Source organism: Pseudomonas sp. WOUb67, from assembly GCF_050058005.1.
In the GTDB taxonomy this organism is placed as follows: Bacteria; Pseudomonadota; Gammaproteobacteria; order Pseudomonadales; family Pseudomonadaceae; genus Aquipseudomonas; species Aquipseudomonas putida_R.
On the sequence record NZ_CP170112.1, the window covers coordinates 178009 to 197788 of the forward strand.

The window sequence follows — 19780 nt, forward strand, 5'->3', positions numbered from 1 at the left end:
CGAATTCGGATATGCGATATTTGTGGGTTACGTTCGAACTTTCGGTTCGTATCATCTTCACCACCGCAATCTGCGCTAGCAAATTGCTTGGGTGTTATATGGTCAAGCCTCACGGGCAATTAGTATTGGTTAGCTCAACGCCTCACAGCGCTTACACACCCAACCTATCAACGTCGTAGTCTTCGACGGCCCTTTAGGGGATTCAAGATCCCAGTGAGATCTCATCTTGAGGCAAGTTTCCCGCTTAGATGCTTTCAGCGGTTATCTCTTCCGAACATAGCTACCCGGCAATGCCACTGGCGTGACAACCGGAACACCAGAGGTTCGTCCACTCCGGTCCTCTCGTACTAGGAGCAGCCCCTCTCAAATCTCAAACGTCCACGGCAGATAGGGACCGAACTGTCTCACGACGTTCTAAACCCAGCTCGCGTACCACTTTAAATGGCGAACAGCCATACCCTTGGGACCGGCTTCAGCCCCAGGATGTGATGAGCCGACATCGAGGTGCCAAACACCGCCGTCGATATGAACTCTTGGGCGGTATCAGCCTGTTATCCCCGGAGTACCTTTTATCCGTTGAGCGATGGCCCTTCCATACAGAACCACCGGATCACTAAGACCTACTTTCGTACCTGCTCGACGTGTGTGTCTCGCAGTCAAGCGCGCTTTTGCCTTTATACTCTACGACCGATTTCCGACCGGTCTGAGCGCACCTTCGTACTCCTCCGTTACTCTTTGGGAGGAGACCGCCCCAGTCAAACTACCCACCATACACTGTCCTCGATCCGGATAACGGACCTGAGTTAGAACCTCAAAGTTGCCAGGGTGGTATTTCAAGGATGGCTCCATGAGAACTGGCGTCCCCACTTCAAAGCCTCCCACCTATCCTACACAAGCAAATTCAAAGTCCAGTGCAAAGCTATAGTAAAGGTTCACGGGGTCTTTCCGTCTAGCCGCGGATACACTGCATCTTCACAGCGATTTCAATTTCACTGAGTCTCGGGTGGAGACAGCGCCGCCATCGTTACGCCATTCGTGCAGGTCGGAACTTACCCGACAAGGAATTTCGCTACCTTAGGACCGTTATAGTTACGGCCGCCGTTTACCGGGGCTTCGATCAAGAGCTTCGCTTGCGCTAACCCCATCAATTAACCTTCCGGCACCGGGCAGGCGTCACACCCTATACGTCCACTTTCGTGTTTGCAGAGTGCTGTGTTTTTAATAAACAGTCGCAGCGGCCTGGTATCTTCGACCGGCATGGGCTTACGGAGCAAGTCCTTGACCCTCGCCGGCGCACCTTCTCCCGAAGTTACGGTGCCATTTTGCCTAGTTCCTTCACCCGAGTTCTCTCAAGCGCCTTGGTATTCTCTACCTAACCACCTGTGTCGGTTTGGGGTACGGTTCCCAGTTATCTGAAGCTTAGGAGCTTTTCTTGGAAGCATGGTATCAACCACTTCGTCGCCTAAAGGCAACTCGTCATCAGCTCTCGGCCTTGGAATCCCGGATTTGCCTAAGATTCCAGCCTACCACCTTAAACCTGGACAACCAACGCCAGGCTGGCCTAACCTTCTCCGTCCCTCCATCGCAATAACTGGAAGTACAGGAATATTAACCTGTTTTCCATCGACTACGCTTTTCAGCCTCGCCTTAGGGACCGACTAACCCTGCGTCGATTAACGTTGCGCAGGAAACCTTGGTCTTTCGGCGTGCGAGTTTTTCACTCGCATTGTCGTTACTCATGTCAGCATTCGCACTTCTGATACCTCCAGCAAGCTTCTCAACTCACCTTCACAGGCTTACAGAACGCTCCTCTACCGCATCACCAAAAGGTGATACCCGTAGCTTCGGTGCATGGTTTGAGCCCCGTTACATCTTCCGCGCAGGCCGACTCGACTAGTGAGCTATTACGCTTTCTTTAAAGGGTGGCTGCTTCTAAGCCAACCTCCTAGCTGTCTAAGCCTTCCCACATCGTTTCCCACTTAACCATGACTTTGGGACCTTAGCTGACGGTCTGGGTTGTTTCCCTTTTCACGACGGACGTTAGCACCCGCCGTGTGTCTCCCATGCTCGGCACTTGTAGGTATTCGGAGTTTGCATCGGTTTGGTAAGTCGGGATGACCCCCTAGCCGAAACAGTGCTCTACCCCCTACAGTGATACATGAGGCGCTACCTAAATAGCTTTCGAGGAGAACCAGCTATCTCCGAGCTTGATTAGCCTTTCACTCCGATCCACAGGTCATCCGCTAACTTTTCAACGGTAGTCGGTTCGGTCCTCCAGTCAGTGTTACCTAACCTTCAACCTGCCCATGGATAGATCGCCCGGTTTCGGGTCTATACCCAGCGACTAAACGCCCTATTAAGACTCGCTTTCGCTACGCCTCCCCTATTCGGTTAAGCTCGCCACTGAATATAAGTCGCTGACCCATTATACAAAAGGTACGCAGTCACCTAACAAAGTAGGCTCCCACTGCTTGTACGCATACGGTTTCAGGATCTATTTCACTCCCCTCTCCGGGGTTCTTTTCGCCTTTCCCTCACGGTACTAGTTCACTATCGGTCAGTCAGTAGTATTTAGCCTTGGAGGATGGTCCCCCCATATTCAGACAAAGTTTCTCGTGCTCCGTCCTACTCGATTTCATTGATAAGAGATTTTCGTGTACGGGGCTATCACCCACTATGGCCGCACTTTCCAGAGCGTTCCACTAATCTCAAACCAACTTAAGGGCTGGTCCCCGTTCGCTCGCCACTACTAAGGGAATCTCGGTTGATTTCTTTTCCTCAGGGTACTTAGATGTTTCAGTTCCCCTGGTTCGCCTCTTGCACCTATGTATTCAGTACAAGATAACCAGCTTATGCTGGCTGGGTTCCCCCATTCAGAGATCTCTGGATCACAGTCTGTTTGCCGACTCCCCAAAGCTTATCGCAGGCTACCACGTCTTTCATCGCCTCTGACTGCCAAGGCATCCACCGTATGCGCTTCTTCACTTGACCATATAACCCCAAGCAATCTGGTTATACTGTGAAGACGACATTCGCCGAAAATTCGCACGTTGCTCTTTCGAGCAGAACTCACAAATTTTACCTTAGCCTGATCACACACCAGTGAAAGTGCATGTCAGTCTATTTCTATCACATATCCGAATTTTTAAAGAACGATCTGACAAAAGCCAGAAATCAACATTCGCAGGGAATGCTCATTTCTGAGTTCTGATCAGCAAATGAATCAAGCAATTCGTGTGGGAGCTCATCAGCAGGCTGATGTCGTCGATTAAGGAGGTGATCCAGCCGCAGGTTCCCCTACGGCTACCTTGTTACGACTTCACCCCAGTCATGAATCACACCGTGGTAACCGTCCTCCCGAAGGTTAGACTAGCTACTTCTGGTGCAACCCACTCCCATGGTGTGACGGGCGGTGTGTACAAGGCCCGGGAACGTATTCACCGCGACATTCTGATTCGCGATTACTAGCGATTCCGACTTCACGCAGTCGAGTTGCAGACTGCGATCCGGACTACGATCGGTTTTGTGAGATTAGCTCCACCTCGCGGCTTGGCAACCCTCTGTACCGACCATTGTAGCACGTGTGTAGCCCAGGCCGTAAGGGCCATGATGACTTGACGTCATCCCCACCTTCCTCCGGTTTGTCACCGGCAGTCTCCTTAGAGTGCCCACCATAACGTGCTGGTAACTAAGGACAAGGGTTGCGCTCGTTACGGGACTTAACCCAACATCTCACGACACGAGCTGACGACAGCCATGCAGCACCTGTGTCAGAGTTCCCGAAGGCACCAATCCATCTCTGGAAAGTTCTCTGCATGTCAAGGCCTGGTAAGGTTCTTCGCGTTGCTTCGAATTAAACCACATGCTCCACCGCTTGTGCGGGCCCCCGTCAATTCATTTGAGTTTTAACCTTGCGGCCGTACTCCCCAGGCGGTCAACTTAATGCGTTAGCTGCGCCACTAAAATCTCAAGGATTCCAACGGCTAGTTGACATCGTTTACGGCGTGGACTACCAGGGTATCTAATCCTGTTTGCTCCCCACGCTTTCGCACCTCAGTGTCAGTATCAGTCCAGGTGGTCGCCTTCGCCACTGGTGTTCCTTCCTATATCTACGCATTTCACCGCTACACAGGAAATTCCACCACCCTCTACCGTACTCTAGCTTGCCAGTTTTGGATGCAGTTCCCAGGTTGAGCCCGGGGCTTTCACATTCAACTTAACAAACCACCTACGCGCGCTTTACGCCCAGTAATTCCGATTAACGCTTGCACCCTCTGTATTACCGCGGCTGCTGGCACAGAGTTAGCCGGTGCTTATTCTGTCGGTAACGTCAAAACACTAACGTATTAGGTTAATGCCCTTCCTCCCAACTTAAAGTGCTTTACAATCCGAAGACCTTCTTCACACACGCGGCATGGCTGGATCAGGCTTTCGCCCATTGTCCAATATTCCCCACTGCTGCCTCCCGTAGGAGTCTGGACCGTGTCTCAGTTCCAGTGTGACTGATCATCCTCTCAGACCAGTTACGGATCGTCGCCTTGGTGAGCCATTACCTCACCAACTAGCTAATCCGACCTAGGCTCATCTGATAGCGCAAGGCCCGAAGGTCCCCTGCTTTCTCCCGTAGGACGTATGCGGTATTAGCGTTCCTTTCGAAACGTTGTCCCCCACTACCAGGCAGATTCCTAGGCATTACTCACCCGTCCGCCGCTGAATCGAAGAGCAAGCTCTTCTCATCCGCTCGACTTGCATGTGTTAGGCCTGCCGCCAGCGTTCAATCTGAGCCATGATCAAACTCTTCAGTTCAATACTGCTTGGGTTTTTAAGAAACCCTAAACTTGGCTCAGCAATCTCAAATGACTATGTGATTTCTCGCATGGTCACTTGTGATGCTGATAATCTTTTTGACTATCAGTCCGTACTCACAAGCACCCACACGAATTGCTTGATTCAATTTGTTAAAGAGCGTTTGGTTAAGAGCCTTTCGTCTCAACCGAGGCGCGCATTCTACGCTTTCCTCAGAGCCTGTCAAGCGTTTATTTTGAAGTTTTTTCCGAGAAACTCGTTTAGCTTCAAACACTTAACTCGCTGCGATCTCTCGTAGCGGGAGGTGAATCATACAGCGTTTAGAAGCGCTGTCAACCACCATTTCAATCGCTTGCGATCTTTCGATCGTAGCCCTTACAGCATCACCTTAACTACTTAACTCGTTGAATTTCAAGGAGTTTGTCGTTCCGATGTCGCTGGAAGTGGGGCGCATTATAAGGGGATTCGAAAGGGCGTCAACACTTAATTTCAAGAAAGTGAAATATAAGGGCAAAAGACCCTAAAAAGGCCACCAGGTGCCCGCCACAACATATTCAGCGCTCGATCTCCCAGGCGCAAAAGAAACAAAGGCGGACACCTTTCAAAGCCAATGCCATCTAGAGGCAGGCCCATAGCCGCCCCCGACGCCCACAACAGCAACAACCAGAACCCCAAAAACAAAGCGGGGAGCCCTTTCGGCCTCCCCGCTTCTATATAGCTACACCTGCAAGCACTCACTCAGCCTTGAGGGTAACCCGCGCAAACGACTTCTTGCCCGCCTGGCACACATGGGTCGCACCCAGCGCAAACACGAAGTCACGGTCAACTACCGCACCGTCGACCTTAACAGCACCACCACTCAGCAGATCCCGCGCCTGAGCCGAGTTCTTCACCAGGCCGGCCCGGTTCAGCACGGCCGCAATCGGCAAGGCCTCCTCTGCAGTGACTTCGACTTCCGGCAGGTCTTCCGGCAACTCACCTTCCTTCATGCGGTTACCTGCACCACGGTGAGCGTTGGCCGCAGCCTCCTCACCATGGAAGCGCGCAACGATCTCTTCGGCCAGCTTGATCTTGATGTCGCGCGGGTTGGCACCCTTGGCGACGTCGGCACGAAACTGCTCGATCTCTTCCATCGAACGGAAGCTCAGCAGTTCGAAGTAGCGCCACATCAAGGTATCCGGGATCGAGACCAGCTTGCTGTACATCACCCCCGGCGCTTCCTGGATGCCTACATAGTTGCCCAACGACTTGGACATCTTCTTCACGCCGTCGAGCCCTTCGAGCAGCGGCATGGTCACGATGTTCTGCGCTTCCTGGCCGTAGGCGCGTTGCAGCTCGCGCCCCATCAGCAGGTTGAACTTCTGATCGGTACCACCCAGCTCGACGTCTGCCTTCAGCGCCACCGAGTCATAGCCCTGCACCAGCGGGTAGAGGAACTCGTGGATGGCGATCGGCTGGTTGGTGGTGTAGCGCTTGTCGAAGTCGTCGCGCTCAAGCATGCGCGCCACGGTGTACTGCGACGCCAGGCGAATGAAGTCGGCTGGGGTCAGCTTGTCCATCCAGGTGGAGTTGAACGCGACCTCGGTCTTGGCCGGGTCGAGAATCTTGAACACCTGCTGTTTATAGGTCTCGGCGTTGTCCAGCACTTGCTCACGGGTCAGCGGTGGGCGCGTGGCGCTCTTGCCGCTGGGGTCACCGATCATGCCGGTGAAGTCACCGATCAGGAAGATGACCTGGTGGCCCAGCTCCTGGAACTGGCGCAGCTTGTTGATCAACACCGTGTGACCCAGGTGCAGGTCAGGCGCAGTCGGGTCAAAGCCGGCCTTGATGCGCAGAGGCTGGCCGCGCTTGAGCTTCTCCACCAGTTCCGACTCGACCAGTACTTCTTCCGCGCCGCGCTTTATAAGCGCCAGCTGCTCTTCAACCGACTTCATAGACAAACCCGCAAGGCTCAGATTCAGGGGGAGCCAACCATACAAGATCGGCCGTCAAATACAAGTTTCGCAAAGGAATGTGACCCGGGCACGGGCTTGCGGCGTCTACGCGCCCTTGCGTGAAAATGGATTTGGTTATATTTTATACAGTTATTTCATCTTCATCATGTCATTCATCTTTTCCATTTCACTTTTTTCAAAGTCACCTTACCCATGACCAACGAACCGCCTAAAGCGCCCCCGCTTTATCCGAAAAGCCATCTGTTGGCCGCCAGCGGCATTGCCGCCCTGCTCAGTCTTGCTCTGCTGGTATTCCCCTCCAGCGAAGTGGAAGCCAAGAAAACCACCCTCAACCTCGAGCTGGAGAGCCCAGCCGAGCAGTTGAAAGACGAATCCCGCGCTGCGCCCCTGGTGCAGGCCGAAGGTGAGCAAGGCTCGCCATTCGCCCAGATCGAAGAGGCCGCCCCCGAGACCCAAAAGGCCGAGCAGCCAGCCCCTGCCGCCGACCCCGTCGCCGAAGCCGCCAAGCAGCCTGGCCACCGCGAGGTCACCGTGGCCCGTGGCGACACCCTGTCCACCCTGTTCGCCAAGGTTGGCCTGCCGAGCAATGCGGTGCACGACCTGCTGGCCAGCAACAAGCAGGCCAAGCAGTTCAGCCAGCTCAAGCACGGCCAGGTGCTGCAGTTCGAGCTCGACAAGGACGGCCAACTGGCCAGCCTGCACAGCAAGGTCAGCAACCTCGAAACCATTCGCCTGACCAAGTCCGCCAAGGGCTACACCTTCAACCGTGAAATCAGCAAGCCGGTGGTGCGTACTGCCTACGCCCACGGCGTGATCAAGAGCTCGCTGTCGGCCTCGGCCCAGCGCGCCGGCCTGTCCCACAGCATGACCATGGACATGGCCCGGGTGCTGGGTTACGACATCGACTTCGCTCAGGATATTCGCCCGGGCGACGAGTTCGACGTGGTCTACGAGCAGAAGGTAATGGACGGCAAGGTCGTCGGCACCGGCAACATCCTGTCCGCCCGCTTCACCAACCGCGGTAAGACCTACACCGCCGTGCGCTACACCAACAAGCAGGGCAACACCACCTACTACACTGCCGACGGCAACAGCCTGCGCAAAGCCTTCATCCGTACTCCGGTGGACTTCGCCCGCATCAGCTCGCGCTTTTCCGCCGGCCGCAAACACCCGATTCTGAACAAGATCCGCGCCCACAAAGGCGTCGACTACGCCGCCCCGCGCGGTACGCCAATCAAAGCTGCCGGTGACGGCCGCATCGAACTGGCCGGGCGCCGTGGCGGTTACGGCAACACCGTGATCATCCAGCACGGCAACCGCTACAAGACGCTGTACGGTCACATGCAAGGCTTTGCCAAGGGCATCAAGACTGGCAGTTCGGTGAAGCAGGGCCAGATCATCGGCTACATCGGCACCACCGGCCTGTCCACCGGCCCGCACCTGCACTACGAGTTCCAGGTCAACGGTGTGCACGTCGACCCGCTCAGCCAGAAAGTGCCAATGGCCGACCCGATCGCCAAAAACGAGCGCCAGCGCTTCCAGCAGCAGAGCCAGCCCCTGATCGCCCGTATGGATCAGGAAAAAGCCACCCTGCTCGCAGCGAACAAGCGCTAAGCCCATGGCGCTCTACCTGGGGGTGATGTCCGGCACCAGCCTCGATGGCCTGGACATTGCCTTGATCAAACAAGGCGAGCAGCTTGAACTGCTCGCCACCCATTACCTGCCCATGCCAGGCGACCTGCGTCAGGACCTGCTTGCCCTGTGCAGCAGCGGCCCTGACGAGATCGCGCGCGCGGCGCTGGCAGAAAACCGCTGGGCCAGCCTGGCAGCCGAAGGTATCCGTGAACTGCTGGCCCGTCAGGGTCTGCAGGCTGATGCCATCCGCGCCATCGGCAGCCACGGCCAGACCATCCGCCACGAACCCGCACGCGGTTTTACCGTGCAGATCGGCAACCCCGCGCTGCTCGCCGAGCTTACCGGCATCAGCGTGGTTGCCGACTTCCGCCGGCGCGATGTGGCTGCCGGTGGCCAAGGTGCGCCCCTGGTACCGGCCTTCCACGAAACCCTGTTTGGCCACCTGGGCCAGCGCCTGGCAGTCCTGAACGTGGGCGGTTTCAGCAACCTCAGCCTGATCGAGCAGGACAAGCCGGTCCACGGCTTCGACTGCGGCCCGGGTAACGTGCTGCTGGATGCCTGGATAGAGCGCAAGCGCGGCCAGGCCTACGATGCCGATGGTGCCTGGGCGGCCTCGGGCGTGGTACAGGCGGGCTTGCTCAGTGTATTGCTGGCCGACCCGTTCTTCGCCGGCAGCGGCCCGAAGAGTACGGGCCGCGAGGTGTTCAACCTGCCTTGGCTGGATAGCCACTTGGCAGGCCTGCCCGCTTACCAGGACGAGGACGTCCAGGCGACGCTGCTGGAGCTTACCGCTCGCAGCATCATCGACTCGCTGAGCAATGCCCAGCAAGGCACCAAGGCGTTGCTGGTGTGTGGGGGTGGCGCGCGTAACGGCGCCCTGATGGCCCGCCTCGGCCAGCTGCTACCCGAAGCCCGTGTCGCCAGCACCGGCGCCCATGGCGTAGACCCTGACTGGGTTGAGGCCATGGCCTTTGCCTGGCTGGCTCACTGCTGCCTGGAAGGCATCAGCGCCAACCGCCCAAGCGTGACGGCGGCCAAGGGCCTGCGGGTACTGGGCGCAATCTACCCGGCATAACCGCTACGCCAGAAAGCAAAACGCCGCGCAATTGCGCGGCGTTTTCGTATGGCCAGCCCTCAGATCGAGAACGAGGAGCCGCAACCGCACGTAGTGGCAGCGTTCGGGTTCTTGATCACAAAGCGCGAACCTTCCAGGCCTTCCTGATAGTCCACCTCAGCGCCAGCCAGGTACTGGAAGCTCATCGGGTCGACCACCAGCGACACGCCTTCGCGCTCGACGATGGTGTCGTCTTCGGCCACATCCTCATCGAAAGTGAAGCCGTACTGGAAGCCCGAGCAACCACCACCGGTCACGAACACCCGCAGCTTCAGACGCTCATTGCCTTCCTCATCGACCAGGTTCTTCACTTTCTGGGCTGCCCCATGGGTGAATTCCAGACCGGTAGGGGTGAAGGTTTCGACGCTCATGTTGACTCTCCCGGCGCAGTTGCCGCCTTAAAACTCGATGACGCGCATTATCCGCTTTCCCGAGAAAATCGGTCAACAATTGTGCGGCTTTAGTCGCGACAAACAAAATGGCCCGCACGAGGCGGGCCATTTCGATAGCGGCTTGCTTACGGCAACAAGCCCGCGTGGGACAGGCCCATGCGCTCATCCAGGCCAAACAGGATGTTCAGGTTCTGTACCGCCTGGCCCGACGCGCCCTTGACTAGGTTGTCGATCACCGACAGCACCACCACCAGGTCACCACCCTGCGGGCGATGAACGGCAATGCGGCAGACGTTGGCGCCGCGCACACTGCGGGTTTCCGGGTGGCTGCCCGCTGGCATCACATCGACGAACGGTTCGTCGGCGTAGCGCTTTTCGAACAGCGCCTGCAGGTCGACCGAGGTGTCGACAACGTTCGCGTACAGGGTGGCGTGGATGCCACGGATCATTGGCGTCAGGTGCGGCACGAAGGTCAGGCCGATGTCCTTGCCAGCGGCCAGGCGCAAGCCCTGGCTGATTTCCGGCAGGTGACGATGGCCCTTGACCGCATAGGCCTTCATGCTTTCGCCGGCCTCGCAGAACAGCGAACCCACTGCCGCACCACGACCAGCGCCGCTGACACCCGACTTGCAGTCGGCAATCAGGCGCGACGGGTCGGCCAGGCCCGCTTCCAGCAGCGGCAGGAAGCCCAGCTGGGTGGCGGTCGGGTAGCAACCCGGCACGGCGATCAGGCGCGCCTGGCGGATCTTCTCGCGGTTGACTTCAGGCAGGCCATATACCGCATCCTTGAGCAGCTCTGGCGCACCGTGCGGCTGGCCATACCACTTGCCCCACTCGGCAGCATCCTGCAGGCGGAAGTCGGCCGACAGGTCGATCACCTTGGTACCGGCCGCCAGCAGTTCGCCAGCCAGGGCATGGGCAACACCGTGCGGCGTGGCGAAGAACACCACATCGCAGGCGGCCAGGGCCTTGCTGTCCGGCACGCTGAACGCCAGCCCGTCATAGTGGCCGCGCAGGTTCGGGTACATGTCCGCCACCGCCACGCCCGCCTCGGAGCGCGAAGTGATGACCGCCACTTCGGCCTGTGGATGCTGTGCCAGCAGACGCAACAGTTCGACGCCGGTGTAACCCGTGCCGCCGACAATACCGACCTTGATCATAACGCTTGCCCCTTATCAACGAGCCGTCTGGAAAGCGCACGATAATAGGGGCGCGAAGCGCCTGTAACAACTCTTCGGGTGACCCTTCGGGCGCTTGACCACTACTATCTGACGACCGTGAATACCTGAAGGAACTCCCTCCATGCTTTACCTATGGATCAAAGCGCTGCATATCGTCAGCGTGGTCTGCTGGTTCGCCGGCCTGTTCTACCTGCCGCGGCTGTTCGTCTACCACGCCCAGAGCGAGGACAGCATCAGCAAGGACCGCTTCGTCACCATGGAGCGCAAGCTGTACCGCGGCATCATGAACCCGGCGATGATCGCCACCTACGTGTTCGGCGCATGGATGCTCTACCTCACCCCCGGCTGGCTGAGCCAGGGCTGGCTGCACGCCAAGCTGACCCTGGTCATCCTGCTGACCGGCTACCATCACATGTGCGGCGCCCAACGCAAACGCTTCGCCAGCGGCAACAACACCCGCAGCCACGTCTACTATCGCTGGTTCAACGAAGTGCCCGTGCTGTTCCTGCTGGGCATCGTAATTCTGGTGGTGGTCAAACCGTTCTGACATCACCACCCGTTCAAGGAGCCTTGCCATGTCGCTACCTGCCTCGCTCGAACAACGCCTGCGCCTGCCAGTGGTCGCGGCGCCGATGTTCCTGATCTCCAACCCCAAACTGGTGCTGGCGTGCTGCGCCAGCGGCGTGGTCGGCAGCTTCCCGGCCCTTAACCAGCGCGACAGCGCCGGCTTCAAGGCCTGGCTGGAGGAGATCGAGGCAGGCCTGGCGCAATTGCAGGCGCCCGCCCCCTATGCCGTCAACCTGATCGTGCACCCGACCAACCCACGCCTGCAGGCCGATCTGGCCTTGTGCGTGGAACACCGCGTGCCGATCGTCATCACCAGCCTGGGGGCGGTCAAGGAAGTGGTCGATGCCGTGCATGGCTACGGCGGCCTGGTGTTCCACGATGTCACCACCCGCCGCCATGCCGAGAAAGCCGCCGAAGCGGGTGTCGACGGGCTGATCGCCGTCGCTGCCGGCGCGGGCGGCCATGCCGGCACCTGGAGCCCGTTCGCCCTGGCCGCAGAGATTCGCCAGTTCTTCGACAAGACCCTGCTGCTGGCCGGCTGCCTCAACCACGGCCACGAAATCCTCGCCGCACAAGTGCTGGGCGCCGACCTGGCCTACATGGGCACGCGCTTCATCGCCACCGCAGAAAGCCAGGCGCAGGATGCCTACAAGCAGATGCTGCTCGATGCCCATGCCGCCGACATCATCCACACCCCGGCAGTGTCCGGCATCCCTGCCAGCTTCCTGCGCCCGAGTCTGGAGCAGGCTGGCTACGACATGAATGCCCTCAAAGGCAGCCACGAACAAGGCAAGCTCAAGCCGATCGACGATGAAGCCAAAGCCTGGAAGACCGTATGGTCGGCGGGCCAGGGCGTCGGCGAAATCCAAGACCTGCCCAGCGCCGGCGCACTGATCGAACGCCTGCACAATGAGTACCGGGAAGCCCTGGAGCGCTGCCAGATTCTGCACGCCCGCACCTTGTAGCAAAAGGCAACACCTTGCCCGGCCAAGCTGTACACTAGGCGCCCTCTTTCGCCCCCAGGAGCCTTGCATGACCCGTTACGCCATGATCACTGGTGCTTCCAGCGGCCTGGGCCTGGCCCTGGCGGAAGCGCTGGCACGGCGCGGGCGCAACCTGATCCTGGTGGCACGTCAGCGTGAAACGCTTGAACCCGTGGCCATCGAGCTAACCCAGCGCTTTGGTGTCGAGGTGCTGTTTCGCGCCTGCGACCTCAGCCAGCCGCTGCGCCTGTCGGGCTTCGTGCTGGAACTGGAAGAAGGCGAGCGGCGTATCGACCTGCTGGTCAACTGTGCCGGCCTGCGCACCTATGGGCCGTTTCTGGCCCATGAGTGGGCCGACGAGCAGGACCTGCTGGAGGTCAACGTGCTGGCCCTGAGCCGCCTGTGCCACGCCATCGGCAACCTGATGGCCGTGCAGGGTGGCGGGCAGATCCTCAACGTCGCCGGCCTGGCCGGGGTGGCACCTGGCCCGTGGATGGCGGCCTATGCCGCCAGCAAGGCGTACGTACTGAGCTTTTCCCAGGCCCTGCGCGAGGAGCTCAAGCGTGCGGGCATCAAGGTCTCGGTGCTGTGCCCCGGCCCGGTACGCTCCCCGCGCCGGCGCATTGCTCGGCTCGACGGCAACCCGCGCTGCCTCAGCCCCGAGGAAGTCGCGCTGTACACCGTGCGTGCGCTGGACAAGAACCGCGCGCTGATCATGCCCGGCCGGCGCAACCGCTGGCTGGCATTTGCCCCGCGCCTGCTGCCGCGCTGGCTGGTGTGCAAACTGGCCGGGGCCATCCACCGCCGCTATTGCCCGGCCGGCATGGAATAGCCACTGGGCGAGCGGCGCTCGGCTGAGTACACTCGGCCCGACCCTCACCATGGAGCAAGTGCTGTGGACGATCTATTCCTCAAAATCATCAATCGGGAAATCCCGGCGGATATCATCTACGAAGACGACCAGATCCTGGCCTTCAAGGACATTGCACCCGCGGCACCGGTACATTTTCTGGTCATCCCGAAAAAACACATCCGCACGCTCAATGACCTGACCGAAGAAGACAAGGCCCTGGCTGGCCACATCCTGTTCACCGCCCAGCGCCTGGCTGTCGAGCAAGGTTGCGAAGAAGGTTTCCGCGTGGTCATGAACTGCAACCCCAAAGGCGGCCAGACCGTCTATCACATCCATATGCACGTGCTTGGCCAGCGCCAGATGAACTGGCCACCGGGCTGATCCACGGCAAGCGACCCTGCCGCTATTGCGGTAAACTGTCGGGCACATTCTTGCGGAGGTGCCCGATGGCTACCGAACGTCACTACTCGCCGCTCGACCGCTTGTTGCTGCAGGCCGATACCGCCATGCGCACCTTGCTGCCCTTCAGCGGCCAACCCGCCCGGCCATCGCCGGCCATCGTCCAGCCGGACGCAGACCTGGACGAGCAACAGACCCGCCACATTGCCGGGCTGATGCGTATCAACCACACCGGTGAAGTGTGCGCCCAGGCGCTGTACCAGGGCCAGGCGCTGACCGCCAAGCTGCCCCAGGTACGCAAAGCCATGGAGCATGCCGCCGAGGAAGAAGTGGACCACCTGGCCTGGTGCGAGCAGCGCATTCGCCAGCTGAACAGCCACCCCAGCGTGCTCAACCCCCTGTTCTATGGCATGTCGTTCGGCATCGGCGCACTCGCCGGCCTGGTCAGCGACAAGGTCAGCCTGGGCTTCGTCGCCGCCACCGAGCACCAGGTGTGCAAGCACCTCGACGAGCACCTGGAGCAGATCCCGCACGAAGACGAAAAGTCCCGTGCCATTCTCGAACAGATGCGCATCGACGAAGAGCAGCACGCCGAGTCTGCACTGGAAGCCGGTGGTTATCGCTTCCCGGCCCCTGTCCGCTTTGGCATGAGCTTGCTGGCCAAGGTCATGACCAAGAGCACCTACCGCATCTGAAGGCAACGCCATGACGGATCGATTCGACGCCAAGGACCTGGCGCGCGCCGTGCAAGCCGGCATTCTCCAGCCAGGCCAGGACCAGGCCCTGCTGGTATTCCTGCGCCAGCAACCGGCACACCGGGGCAGCTTCCAACTGGCCCATGTCGCCTTCTACTTCGGCGCCATGCTGATCATGGCCGCCATGGGCTGGTTGCTCACCGAAGCCTGGATGAGCATCGGTGACGGCGCCCTGCTGGTCATCGCCAGCCTCTATATCCTGCTGATCACCTTGTTCGCCCTCAATCTGCAACGCCGCGCCCAGCCTGTTGCTGCCGGAGTGCTGGCGGCCGTCGCGGTCAGCATCGTGCCGCTGGCAGTGTTCGCCATCGAACGCCTGGTGGGCTGGTGGCCACTGGACGACGCGCAAGCCAACTATCACCAGTATTACACCTACGTGCAGGGCGGCTGGCTGGCGATGGAAGCGGCCACGGTGCTCGCCGGGCTGCTGATGCTGCGGCTGATCCCCTACCCGTTCGTCGTCATGCCGATAGCCGTGGCCTTGTGGTTCATGTCGATGGACCTGAGCGAATGGTTCTTCGGCTCGCCGTTCAGCTGGGAGCAGCGCCGCGAGGTTTCGCTGTGGTTCGGGTTGGCTTTGCTGGTGGTGTTCCTGGTGATAGACGGCCGCACGCGAGAGGACTACGCCCGCTGGGGCTACCTGGCCGGGCTGGCGGCATTCTGGGGCGGGTTGACGCTGGTGGACAGTGGCAGTGAGCTGGGCAAGGCCCTGTACTGCCTGATCAACGTTGTGCTGATGGGCATGGCGGTGCTGCTGCGCCGGCCGGTGTTCATGGTGTTTGGTGCGCTGGGGGTGGCGGCTTACCTGGGGTACCTGTCGTACGAGGTGTTTGCCGAGTCGCTGCTGTTCCCGGTGGTGGTGACCCTGATCGGGCTGGGGGTTATCTGGCTCGGGCTGGTTTACCAGAAGCGGCGGGAGCGGTTGAGCCAGGTGATGCGCAGATGGTTGCCAAGCTGGGCGCTGGCTGCACTGCCGGCGCTTCGGAGCTGATAATGCCGGGGCCGCTTTGCGGCCCATCGCCGGCAAGCCAGCTCCCACAGGTACTGCGCTGGCTTTGAGTCTGGTGCGGTCCCTGTGGGAGCTGGCTTGCCGGCGATGGGCTGCGAAGCAGCCCCAAAATCGTGGCCTTAACCAAGCTCTACGATTTCATACCCATGGGTAATCTCTACCCCGGCACGCTCGAGCATGATCGAAGCCGAGCAGTACTTCTCTGCCGATAGCTCCACCGCCCGCTTGACCTGCGCTTCTTTCAGCCCACGCCCTTTCACCACGAAGTTCATGTGGATCTTGGTGAACACCTTCGGGTCTTCGCTGGCGCGCTCGGCCTCCAGAAACGCCTCGCAGCTTTCCACCGCCTGGCGCGACTTCTTCAGAATGCTCACCACGTCAAAGCTGCTGCAGCCACCCAGGCCCAACAGCAACATTTCCATCGGGCGCACACCCAGGTTGCGGCCGCCGGCCTCGGGCGGGCCGTCCATTACGACGACATGGCCACTCCCCGATTCGCCGAGGAACATGGCCTCACCGGCCCACTGGATACGTGCCTTCATCTACCCGGACTCCTGATATTCGGAAAAGGGTGTCAGCTTAGACCTTGTGTGGCTGTGGGAAAAGCACGAGACGTGTCGGTTTAGTACCGAAACATCCGGCGGCGTCTGATAAGCTGGCGCCAAATGAATGGCGCTTGCGCCAGACAGCCTTATAAAAAGCCTATGGGTCGTATCGAACAGGATTTCGTGATGGTTGCCTCTGCCCTACCCGCCAAGATCAAGAACATCGACAAGCTGTTGGTACACTGCCAGCGCCGCCGCTATACCGCCAAAAGCAACATCATCTGCGCCGGCGATCGGGCCGAGACACTGTCGTTCATCATCAAGGGTTCGGTGACCATCCTCATCGAAGACGACGACGGCCGTGAAATGATCATTGCCTATCTCAACAATGGCGATTTCTTCGGCGAGCTGGGGTTGTTCGAGCCGGTTGACGGCGAACAGCAGCGCAGTGCCTGGGTGCGCGCCAAGACCGAGTGCGAAGTGGCCGAGATCAGCTACGAGAAGTTTCGCGAACTGGCGCGCCAGGACCCGGAAATACTCTATGCCCTGGGCAGCCAGATGGCCCAGCGCCTGCGCAACACCACGCGCAAGGTCGGCGACCTGGCATTTTTCGACGTCACCGGGCGGGTTGCCCGTTGCCTGCTGGAATTGTGCAAGCAACCCGATGCCATGACCCATCCCGACGGCATGCAGATCAAGATCACCCGTCAGGAAATCGGGCGGATCGTCGGTTGCTCCCGGGAAATGGTCGGCCGCGTCCTCAAGGACCTTGAGGAACGCAGCCTGGTGCAGGTGAAGGGCAAGACCATGGTGGTCTACGGTACCCGCTAGTCCTTCGGCAGGTCTGCAAGTACCTTGGCATAGGCCTGCGACAAGCGCTCGAACCAGGGCGCCGCAGGCGCCACTTCATGCAAGGCGATGTGTGCATCGGCGCGGCAACGTTGCTCCAGCTCGCAGCACTCGTTGAAGCGGTTGACCGCCGCCACCATCGACTCACGCTCGTTGTCCAGCAGCAACGCACCGTGCACCAGCACTACCGGGCGCTTGCCACCCAGGCCCTGACGCCAGCGCTGGGCGGTGCCCACCAGCTTGCGGCCATTGAGGTTGACGTTGTAGCGGCCATCGCAGAACGCCCCGTCGATTTCACCCACCGACGCCACCCCGCCCCACTCGCGCAGTACATCGCACAGCGGCAGGCACAGGCGCTCGTAGGCGCTTTCGATGCGGCCATGATCGCCTTCGCTGCGCGGGGCAACGTAGACCAGTGCAACGTTGACGGTGGAATGGGACTGAGGCACCGGCTCACCGCCAGTCTCGCGCAGCAGCACCGGCCAGCCGGCAATCGCCAGCTCCGAGCAGGCGGCCTCGAAGTTGTCCAGGCGGCTCATGCGCCGGGGCATGACCAGCGCATGGTCGGTGGGGCGCCAGAACAGCACACCGCTTTCGCGTTCGCCGCGGCACACGGCAGCCAGCAGGTCCTGTTCGGCGTGCAGGCCTTGTTCGACAGTCAGGGCCAGGGGTTGATCGGTCATTGATCCACCTTTGATGTAGTTTTGGAGGGCCTCTTCGCGGGCACGCCCGCTCCCACAGCAATACCATAGGCCCGAAGGTGGTGGGGAACCTGTGGGAGCGGGTTTACCCGCGAAGAGGCCATGTCAGGCATACAAAAAAGCCGGCAAAAAAGCCGGCTTCATTTGATCAGTCCAGTGGCTGAACAGTCTTCTTCACTTGATCGGGGAAGAACAGCCGCTGCAACTCCAGCCCAGGCTGCTCAGCGCGCATGAACGCCTCGCCCACCAGGAACGAGTAAACCTCGTTGATCGCCATCAGCTCGACATCGGCCCGGTTGAGAATGCCGCTCTCGGTAATCGCCAGGCGATCACGCGGAATGCGCGGCAGCAGGTCGAGGGTGGTTTCCAGGCTGACCTCGAAGGTGTGCAGGTTGCGGTTGTTCACCCCGACCAGCGGCGTATCCAGGGTTTTCAACGCACGCTCCAGCTCATCGCCATCGTGCACTTCCACCAGCACGTCGAGGCCGACGTCTTTTGCGGTCGCGGCCAGTTCGGCCATCTTCACGTCGTCCAGCGCCGAGACGATCAGCAGCACGCAATCCGCACCCAGTGCCCGGGCTTCGACGATCTGGTAAGGGTCGACCATGAAATCCTTGCGGATAACCGGCAACGAAACGGCTGAACGGGCCTGCTGCAAGTATTCGTCGGCACCCTGGAAGTAATCGACATCGGTCAGCACCGACAAGCAGGTAGCGCCGCCCTTCTCGTAGCTGACAGCGATTTCCGCCGGCACGAAGTGCTCGCGGATCACGCCCTTGCTCGGCGAAGCCTTCTTGATCTCGGCGATAACCGCTGGCTGCTTGCGCTTGGCCTGCTCGATCAGCGCGTTGGCAAAGCCACGCGGGGCATCGGCAGCCTTGGCCAGGCCTTCCAGCTCGGCAAGGCTGACGCGCGCGCTGCGCTCGGCCACTTCCTGGAACTTGCGGGCAATGATCCTTTCCAGCACCGTCGGCACACTCATGCTTCGTTCTCCACCTTGAATACTGCAGTAAAGGCACCCAGTTCCTGCAGCTTCTCCCAGGCCAGCCCGGTGTGCAGCACGTCGTGGGCCAGTTCCACACCTTGAGCCAGGGTCATTGCATGATCGGCGGCATACAGTGCCGCGCCTGCGTTGAGCACGATCATTTCCGCAGCCTTCTGGCCGTTTTCGGTCTTGCGGCGGCCCAGCGCATCGCGGATCAGCTCCAGCGACGCCTGCGGGTTCTCGACGGCAAGGCCATGCAAGCTCTGGCTCTTCATGCCGAGGTCTTCCGGCTCGACCCAGTATTCCGTAATTTCGTCGTTTTTCAGTTCGGCAACGAAGGTGGGGGCAGCCAGGCTGAACTCATCCAGGCCATCCTTCGAGTGCACCACCAGCACATGCTTGCTACCCAAGCGTTGCAGTACTTCAGCCAACGGGCGGCACAGGGCCTGGGCGAACACGCCGACCACCTGATGCTTCACTCCGGCCGGATTCGTAAGCGGGCCGAGCATGTTGAACAGGGTACGCAACCCCAGCTCGCGGCGCGGGCCGGCAGCATATTTCATGGCCGAGTGATGGCTTTGCGCGAACATGAAGCCGATGCCCAGGCTGTCAATGCAGCGGGCCACCTGAACTGGCGTCAGGTTCAGATAGATGCCGGCCGCTTCCAGCAGGTCGGCACTGCCGCTCTTGCCCGACACTGCGCGGTTGCCGTGCTTGGCCACGGTGCAGCCCGCCGCCGCCAGGACGAACGAAGAGGCGGTGGACACGTTGAAGATATTGGCACCATCACCGCCGGTGCCGACGATATCGACCACGCCCTCCAGGCTTTTCAGTTCAACCTTGTCGGCCAACTCGCGCATCACCGACACCGCACCGACAATTTCATCGATGCTTTCACTCTTCATGCGCATGCCCATCAGGAAGGCGCCGATCTGCGCCTCGCTGCATTGGCCGGTCATGATCTGGCGCATCACATCGCGCATTTCTTCGGTAGAAAGGTCCAGGTGGCCGACGATACGGCTCAACGCGCTCTTGATATCCATGTTCGATC

The 19780-nt window shown here is 59.8% G+C and carries 16 protein-coding genes and 2 rRNA genes; 9 read left to right on the forward strand and 9 right to left on the reverse strand.

Annotation, left to right across the window (positions count from 1 at the left end; genetic code table 11):
• Positions 1 to 98 precede the first annotated feature (98 nt).
• From ABOC32_RS00885 to tyrS, 3 genes are all read right to left on the reverse strand, one after another.
• Positions 99 to 2991 (reverse strand): 23S ribosomal RNA (locus ABOC32_RS00885).
• A gap of 278 nt (positions 2992 to 3269) precedes the next feature.
• A 16S ribosomal RNA gene (locus ABOC32_RS00890) occupies positions 3270 to 4806 on the reverse strand.
• Together the 16S and 23S rRNA genes form the textbook arrangement of a ribosomal RNA operon.
• A 734-nt stretch (positions 4807 to 5540) precedes the next feature.
• A complete protein-coding gene (gene tyrS, locus ABOC32_RS00895) occupies positions 5541 to 6740 on the reverse strand; it encodes a tyrosine--tRNA ligase (RefSeq protein WP_426809839.1) in 1200 nt (399 codons plus the stop codon).
• Between the two features lie 213 nt (positions 6741 to 6953).
• Here tyrS and ABOC32_RS00900 point away from each other — a divergent pair, with 213 nt between their 5' ends.
• A complete protein-coding gene (locus ABOC32_RS00900) occupies positions 6954 to 8375 on the forward strand; it encodes a peptidoglycan DD-metalloendopeptidase family protein (RefSeq protein ID WP_426809840.1) in 1422 nt (473 codons plus the stop codon).
• 4 nt (positions 8376 to 8379) lie between these two features.
• The gene (locus ABOC32_RS00905; protein ID WP_086974428.1) at positions 8380 to 9471 is read left to right on the forward strand and encodes an anhydro-N-acetylmuramic acid kinase; all 1092 of its coding nucleotides are present in this window, start codon (positions 8380 to 8382) and stop codon (positions 9469 to 9471) included.
• Between the two features lie 59 nt (positions 9472 to 9530).
• Here the strand turns inward: ABOC32_RS00905 and erpA are convergent, their stop codons facing one another.
• Together erpA and argC are read right to left on the reverse strand one after the other, a co-directional pair.
• Positions 9531 to 9881 carry an iron-sulfur cluster insertion protein ErpA gene (gene erpA / locus ABOC32_RS00910; RefSeq protein ID WP_086974427.1) on the reverse strand — a complete coding sequence of 117 codons (351 nt, stop codon included), beginning with the start codon at positions 9879 to 9881 and terminating at the stop codon, positions 9531 to 9533.
• Between the two features lie 146 nt (positions 9882 to 10027).
• Positions 10028 to 11062: an N-acetyl-gamma-glutamyl-phosphate reductase gene (gene argC, locus ABOC32_RS00915; RefSeq protein WP_012270224.1), complete on the reverse strand. Its 1035-nt coding sequence runs from the start codon at positions 11060 to 11062 to the stop codon at positions 10028 to 10030.
• A gap of 142 nt (positions 11063 to 11204) precedes the next feature.
• Here argC and hemJ point away from each other — a divergent pair, with 142 nt between their 5' ends.
• The 6 genes from hemJ to ABOC32_RS00945 all read left to right on the forward strand — a co-directional run bounded on the left by hemJ (position 11205) and on the right by ABOC32_RS00945 (position 15631).
• On the forward strand, positions 11205 to 11630 hold the full coding sequence (hemJ, locus tag ABOC32_RS00920) for a protoporphyrinogen oxidase HemJ (RefSeq protein ID WP_049275156.1): 426 nt from the start codon (positions 11205 to 11207) through the stop codon (positions 11628 to 11630).
• Positions 11631 to 11658: 28 nt separating this feature from the next.
• Entirely contained in the window at positions 11659 to 12615 is a 957-nt protein-coding gene (locus ABOC32_RS00925; RefSeq protein ID WP_426809841.1) for an NAD(P)H-dependent flavin oxidoreductase, read from the forward strand.
• 67 nt (positions 12616 to 12682) lie between these two features.
• Complete coding sequence (locus ABOC32_RS00930; protein ID WP_426809842.1) at positions 12683 to 13465, forward strand: SDR family NAD(P)-dependent oxidoreductase; 783 nt, start codon at positions 12683 to 12685, stop codon at positions 13463 to 13465.
• Positions 13466 to 13528: 63 nt separating this feature from the next.
• Positions 13529 to 13867, forward strand: coding sequence for a histidine triad nucleotide-binding protein (locus ABOC32_RS00935; protein ID WP_003255518.1), 339 nt, complete (start codon positions 13529 to 13531; stop codon positions 13865 to 13867).
• Between the two features lie 65 nt (positions 13868 to 13932).
• A complete protein-coding gene (gene coq7, locus ABOC32_RS00940) occupies positions 13933 to 14580 on the forward strand; it encodes a 2-polyprenyl-3-methyl-6-methoxy-1,4-benzoquinone monooxygenase (protein ID WP_086974424.1) in 648 nt (215 codons plus the stop codon).
• A 10-nt stretch (positions 14581 to 14590) separates the two neighbouring features.
• Positions 14591 to 15631, forward strand: coding sequence for a DUF2157 domain-containing protein (locus ABOC32_RS00945; protein ID WP_426809843.1), 1041 nt, complete (start codon positions 14591 to 14593; stop codon positions 15629 to 15631).
• A gap of 137 nt (positions 15632 to 15768) precedes the next feature.
• Here ABOC32_RS00945 and ABOC32_RS00950 read toward each other — a convergent pair whose 3' ends face one another.
• The gene (locus ABOC32_RS00950; protein ID WP_004376171.1) at positions 15769 to 16191 is read right to left on the reverse strand and encodes an OsmC family protein; all 423 of its coding nucleotides are present in this window, start codon (positions 16189 to 16191) and stop codon (positions 15769 to 15771) included.
• A gap of 189 nt (positions 16192 to 16380) precedes the next feature.
• On the opposite strand from ABOC32_RS00950, the gene crp reads away from it, so the two are divergent.
• The gene (gene crp / locus ABOC32_RS00955) at positions 16381 to 17025 is read left to right on the forward strand and encodes a cAMP-activated global transcriptional regulator CRP (RefSeq protein ID WP_016497727.1); all 645 of its coding nucleotides are present in this window, start codon (positions 16381 to 16383) and stop codon (positions 17023 to 17025) included.
• On the opposite strand, the gene ABOC32_RS00960 is transcribed toward crp, so the two are convergent.
• From ABOC32_RS00960 to trpD, 3 genes are all read right to left on the reverse strand, one after another.
• Positions 17022 to 17726 (reverse strand): lipoate--protein ligase family protein, encoded by a 705-nt coding sequence (locus ABOC32_RS00960; protein ID WP_043202800.1) that lies wholly within the window; start codon positions 17724 to 17726, stop codon positions 17022 to 17024. The two genes, crp and ABOC32_RS00960, sit on opposite strands and share 4 nt — an antisense overlap.
• A 166-nt stretch (positions 17727 to 17892) precedes the next feature.
• Entirely contained in the window at positions 17893 to 18726 is an 834-nt protein-coding gene (gene trpC, locus ABOC32_RS00965) for an indole-3-glycerol phosphate synthase TrpC (protein ID WP_426809844.1), read from the reverse strand.
• Entirely contained in the window at positions 18723 to 19772 is a 1050-nt protein-coding gene (gene trpD, locus ABOC32_RS00970; RefSeq protein ID WP_426809845.1) for an anthranilate phosphoribosyltransferase, read from the reverse strand. The genes trpC and trpD overlap by 4 nt, the downstream gene beginning before the upstream one ends.
• Between the last annotated feature and the right edge of the window lie 8 nt (positions 19773 to 19780).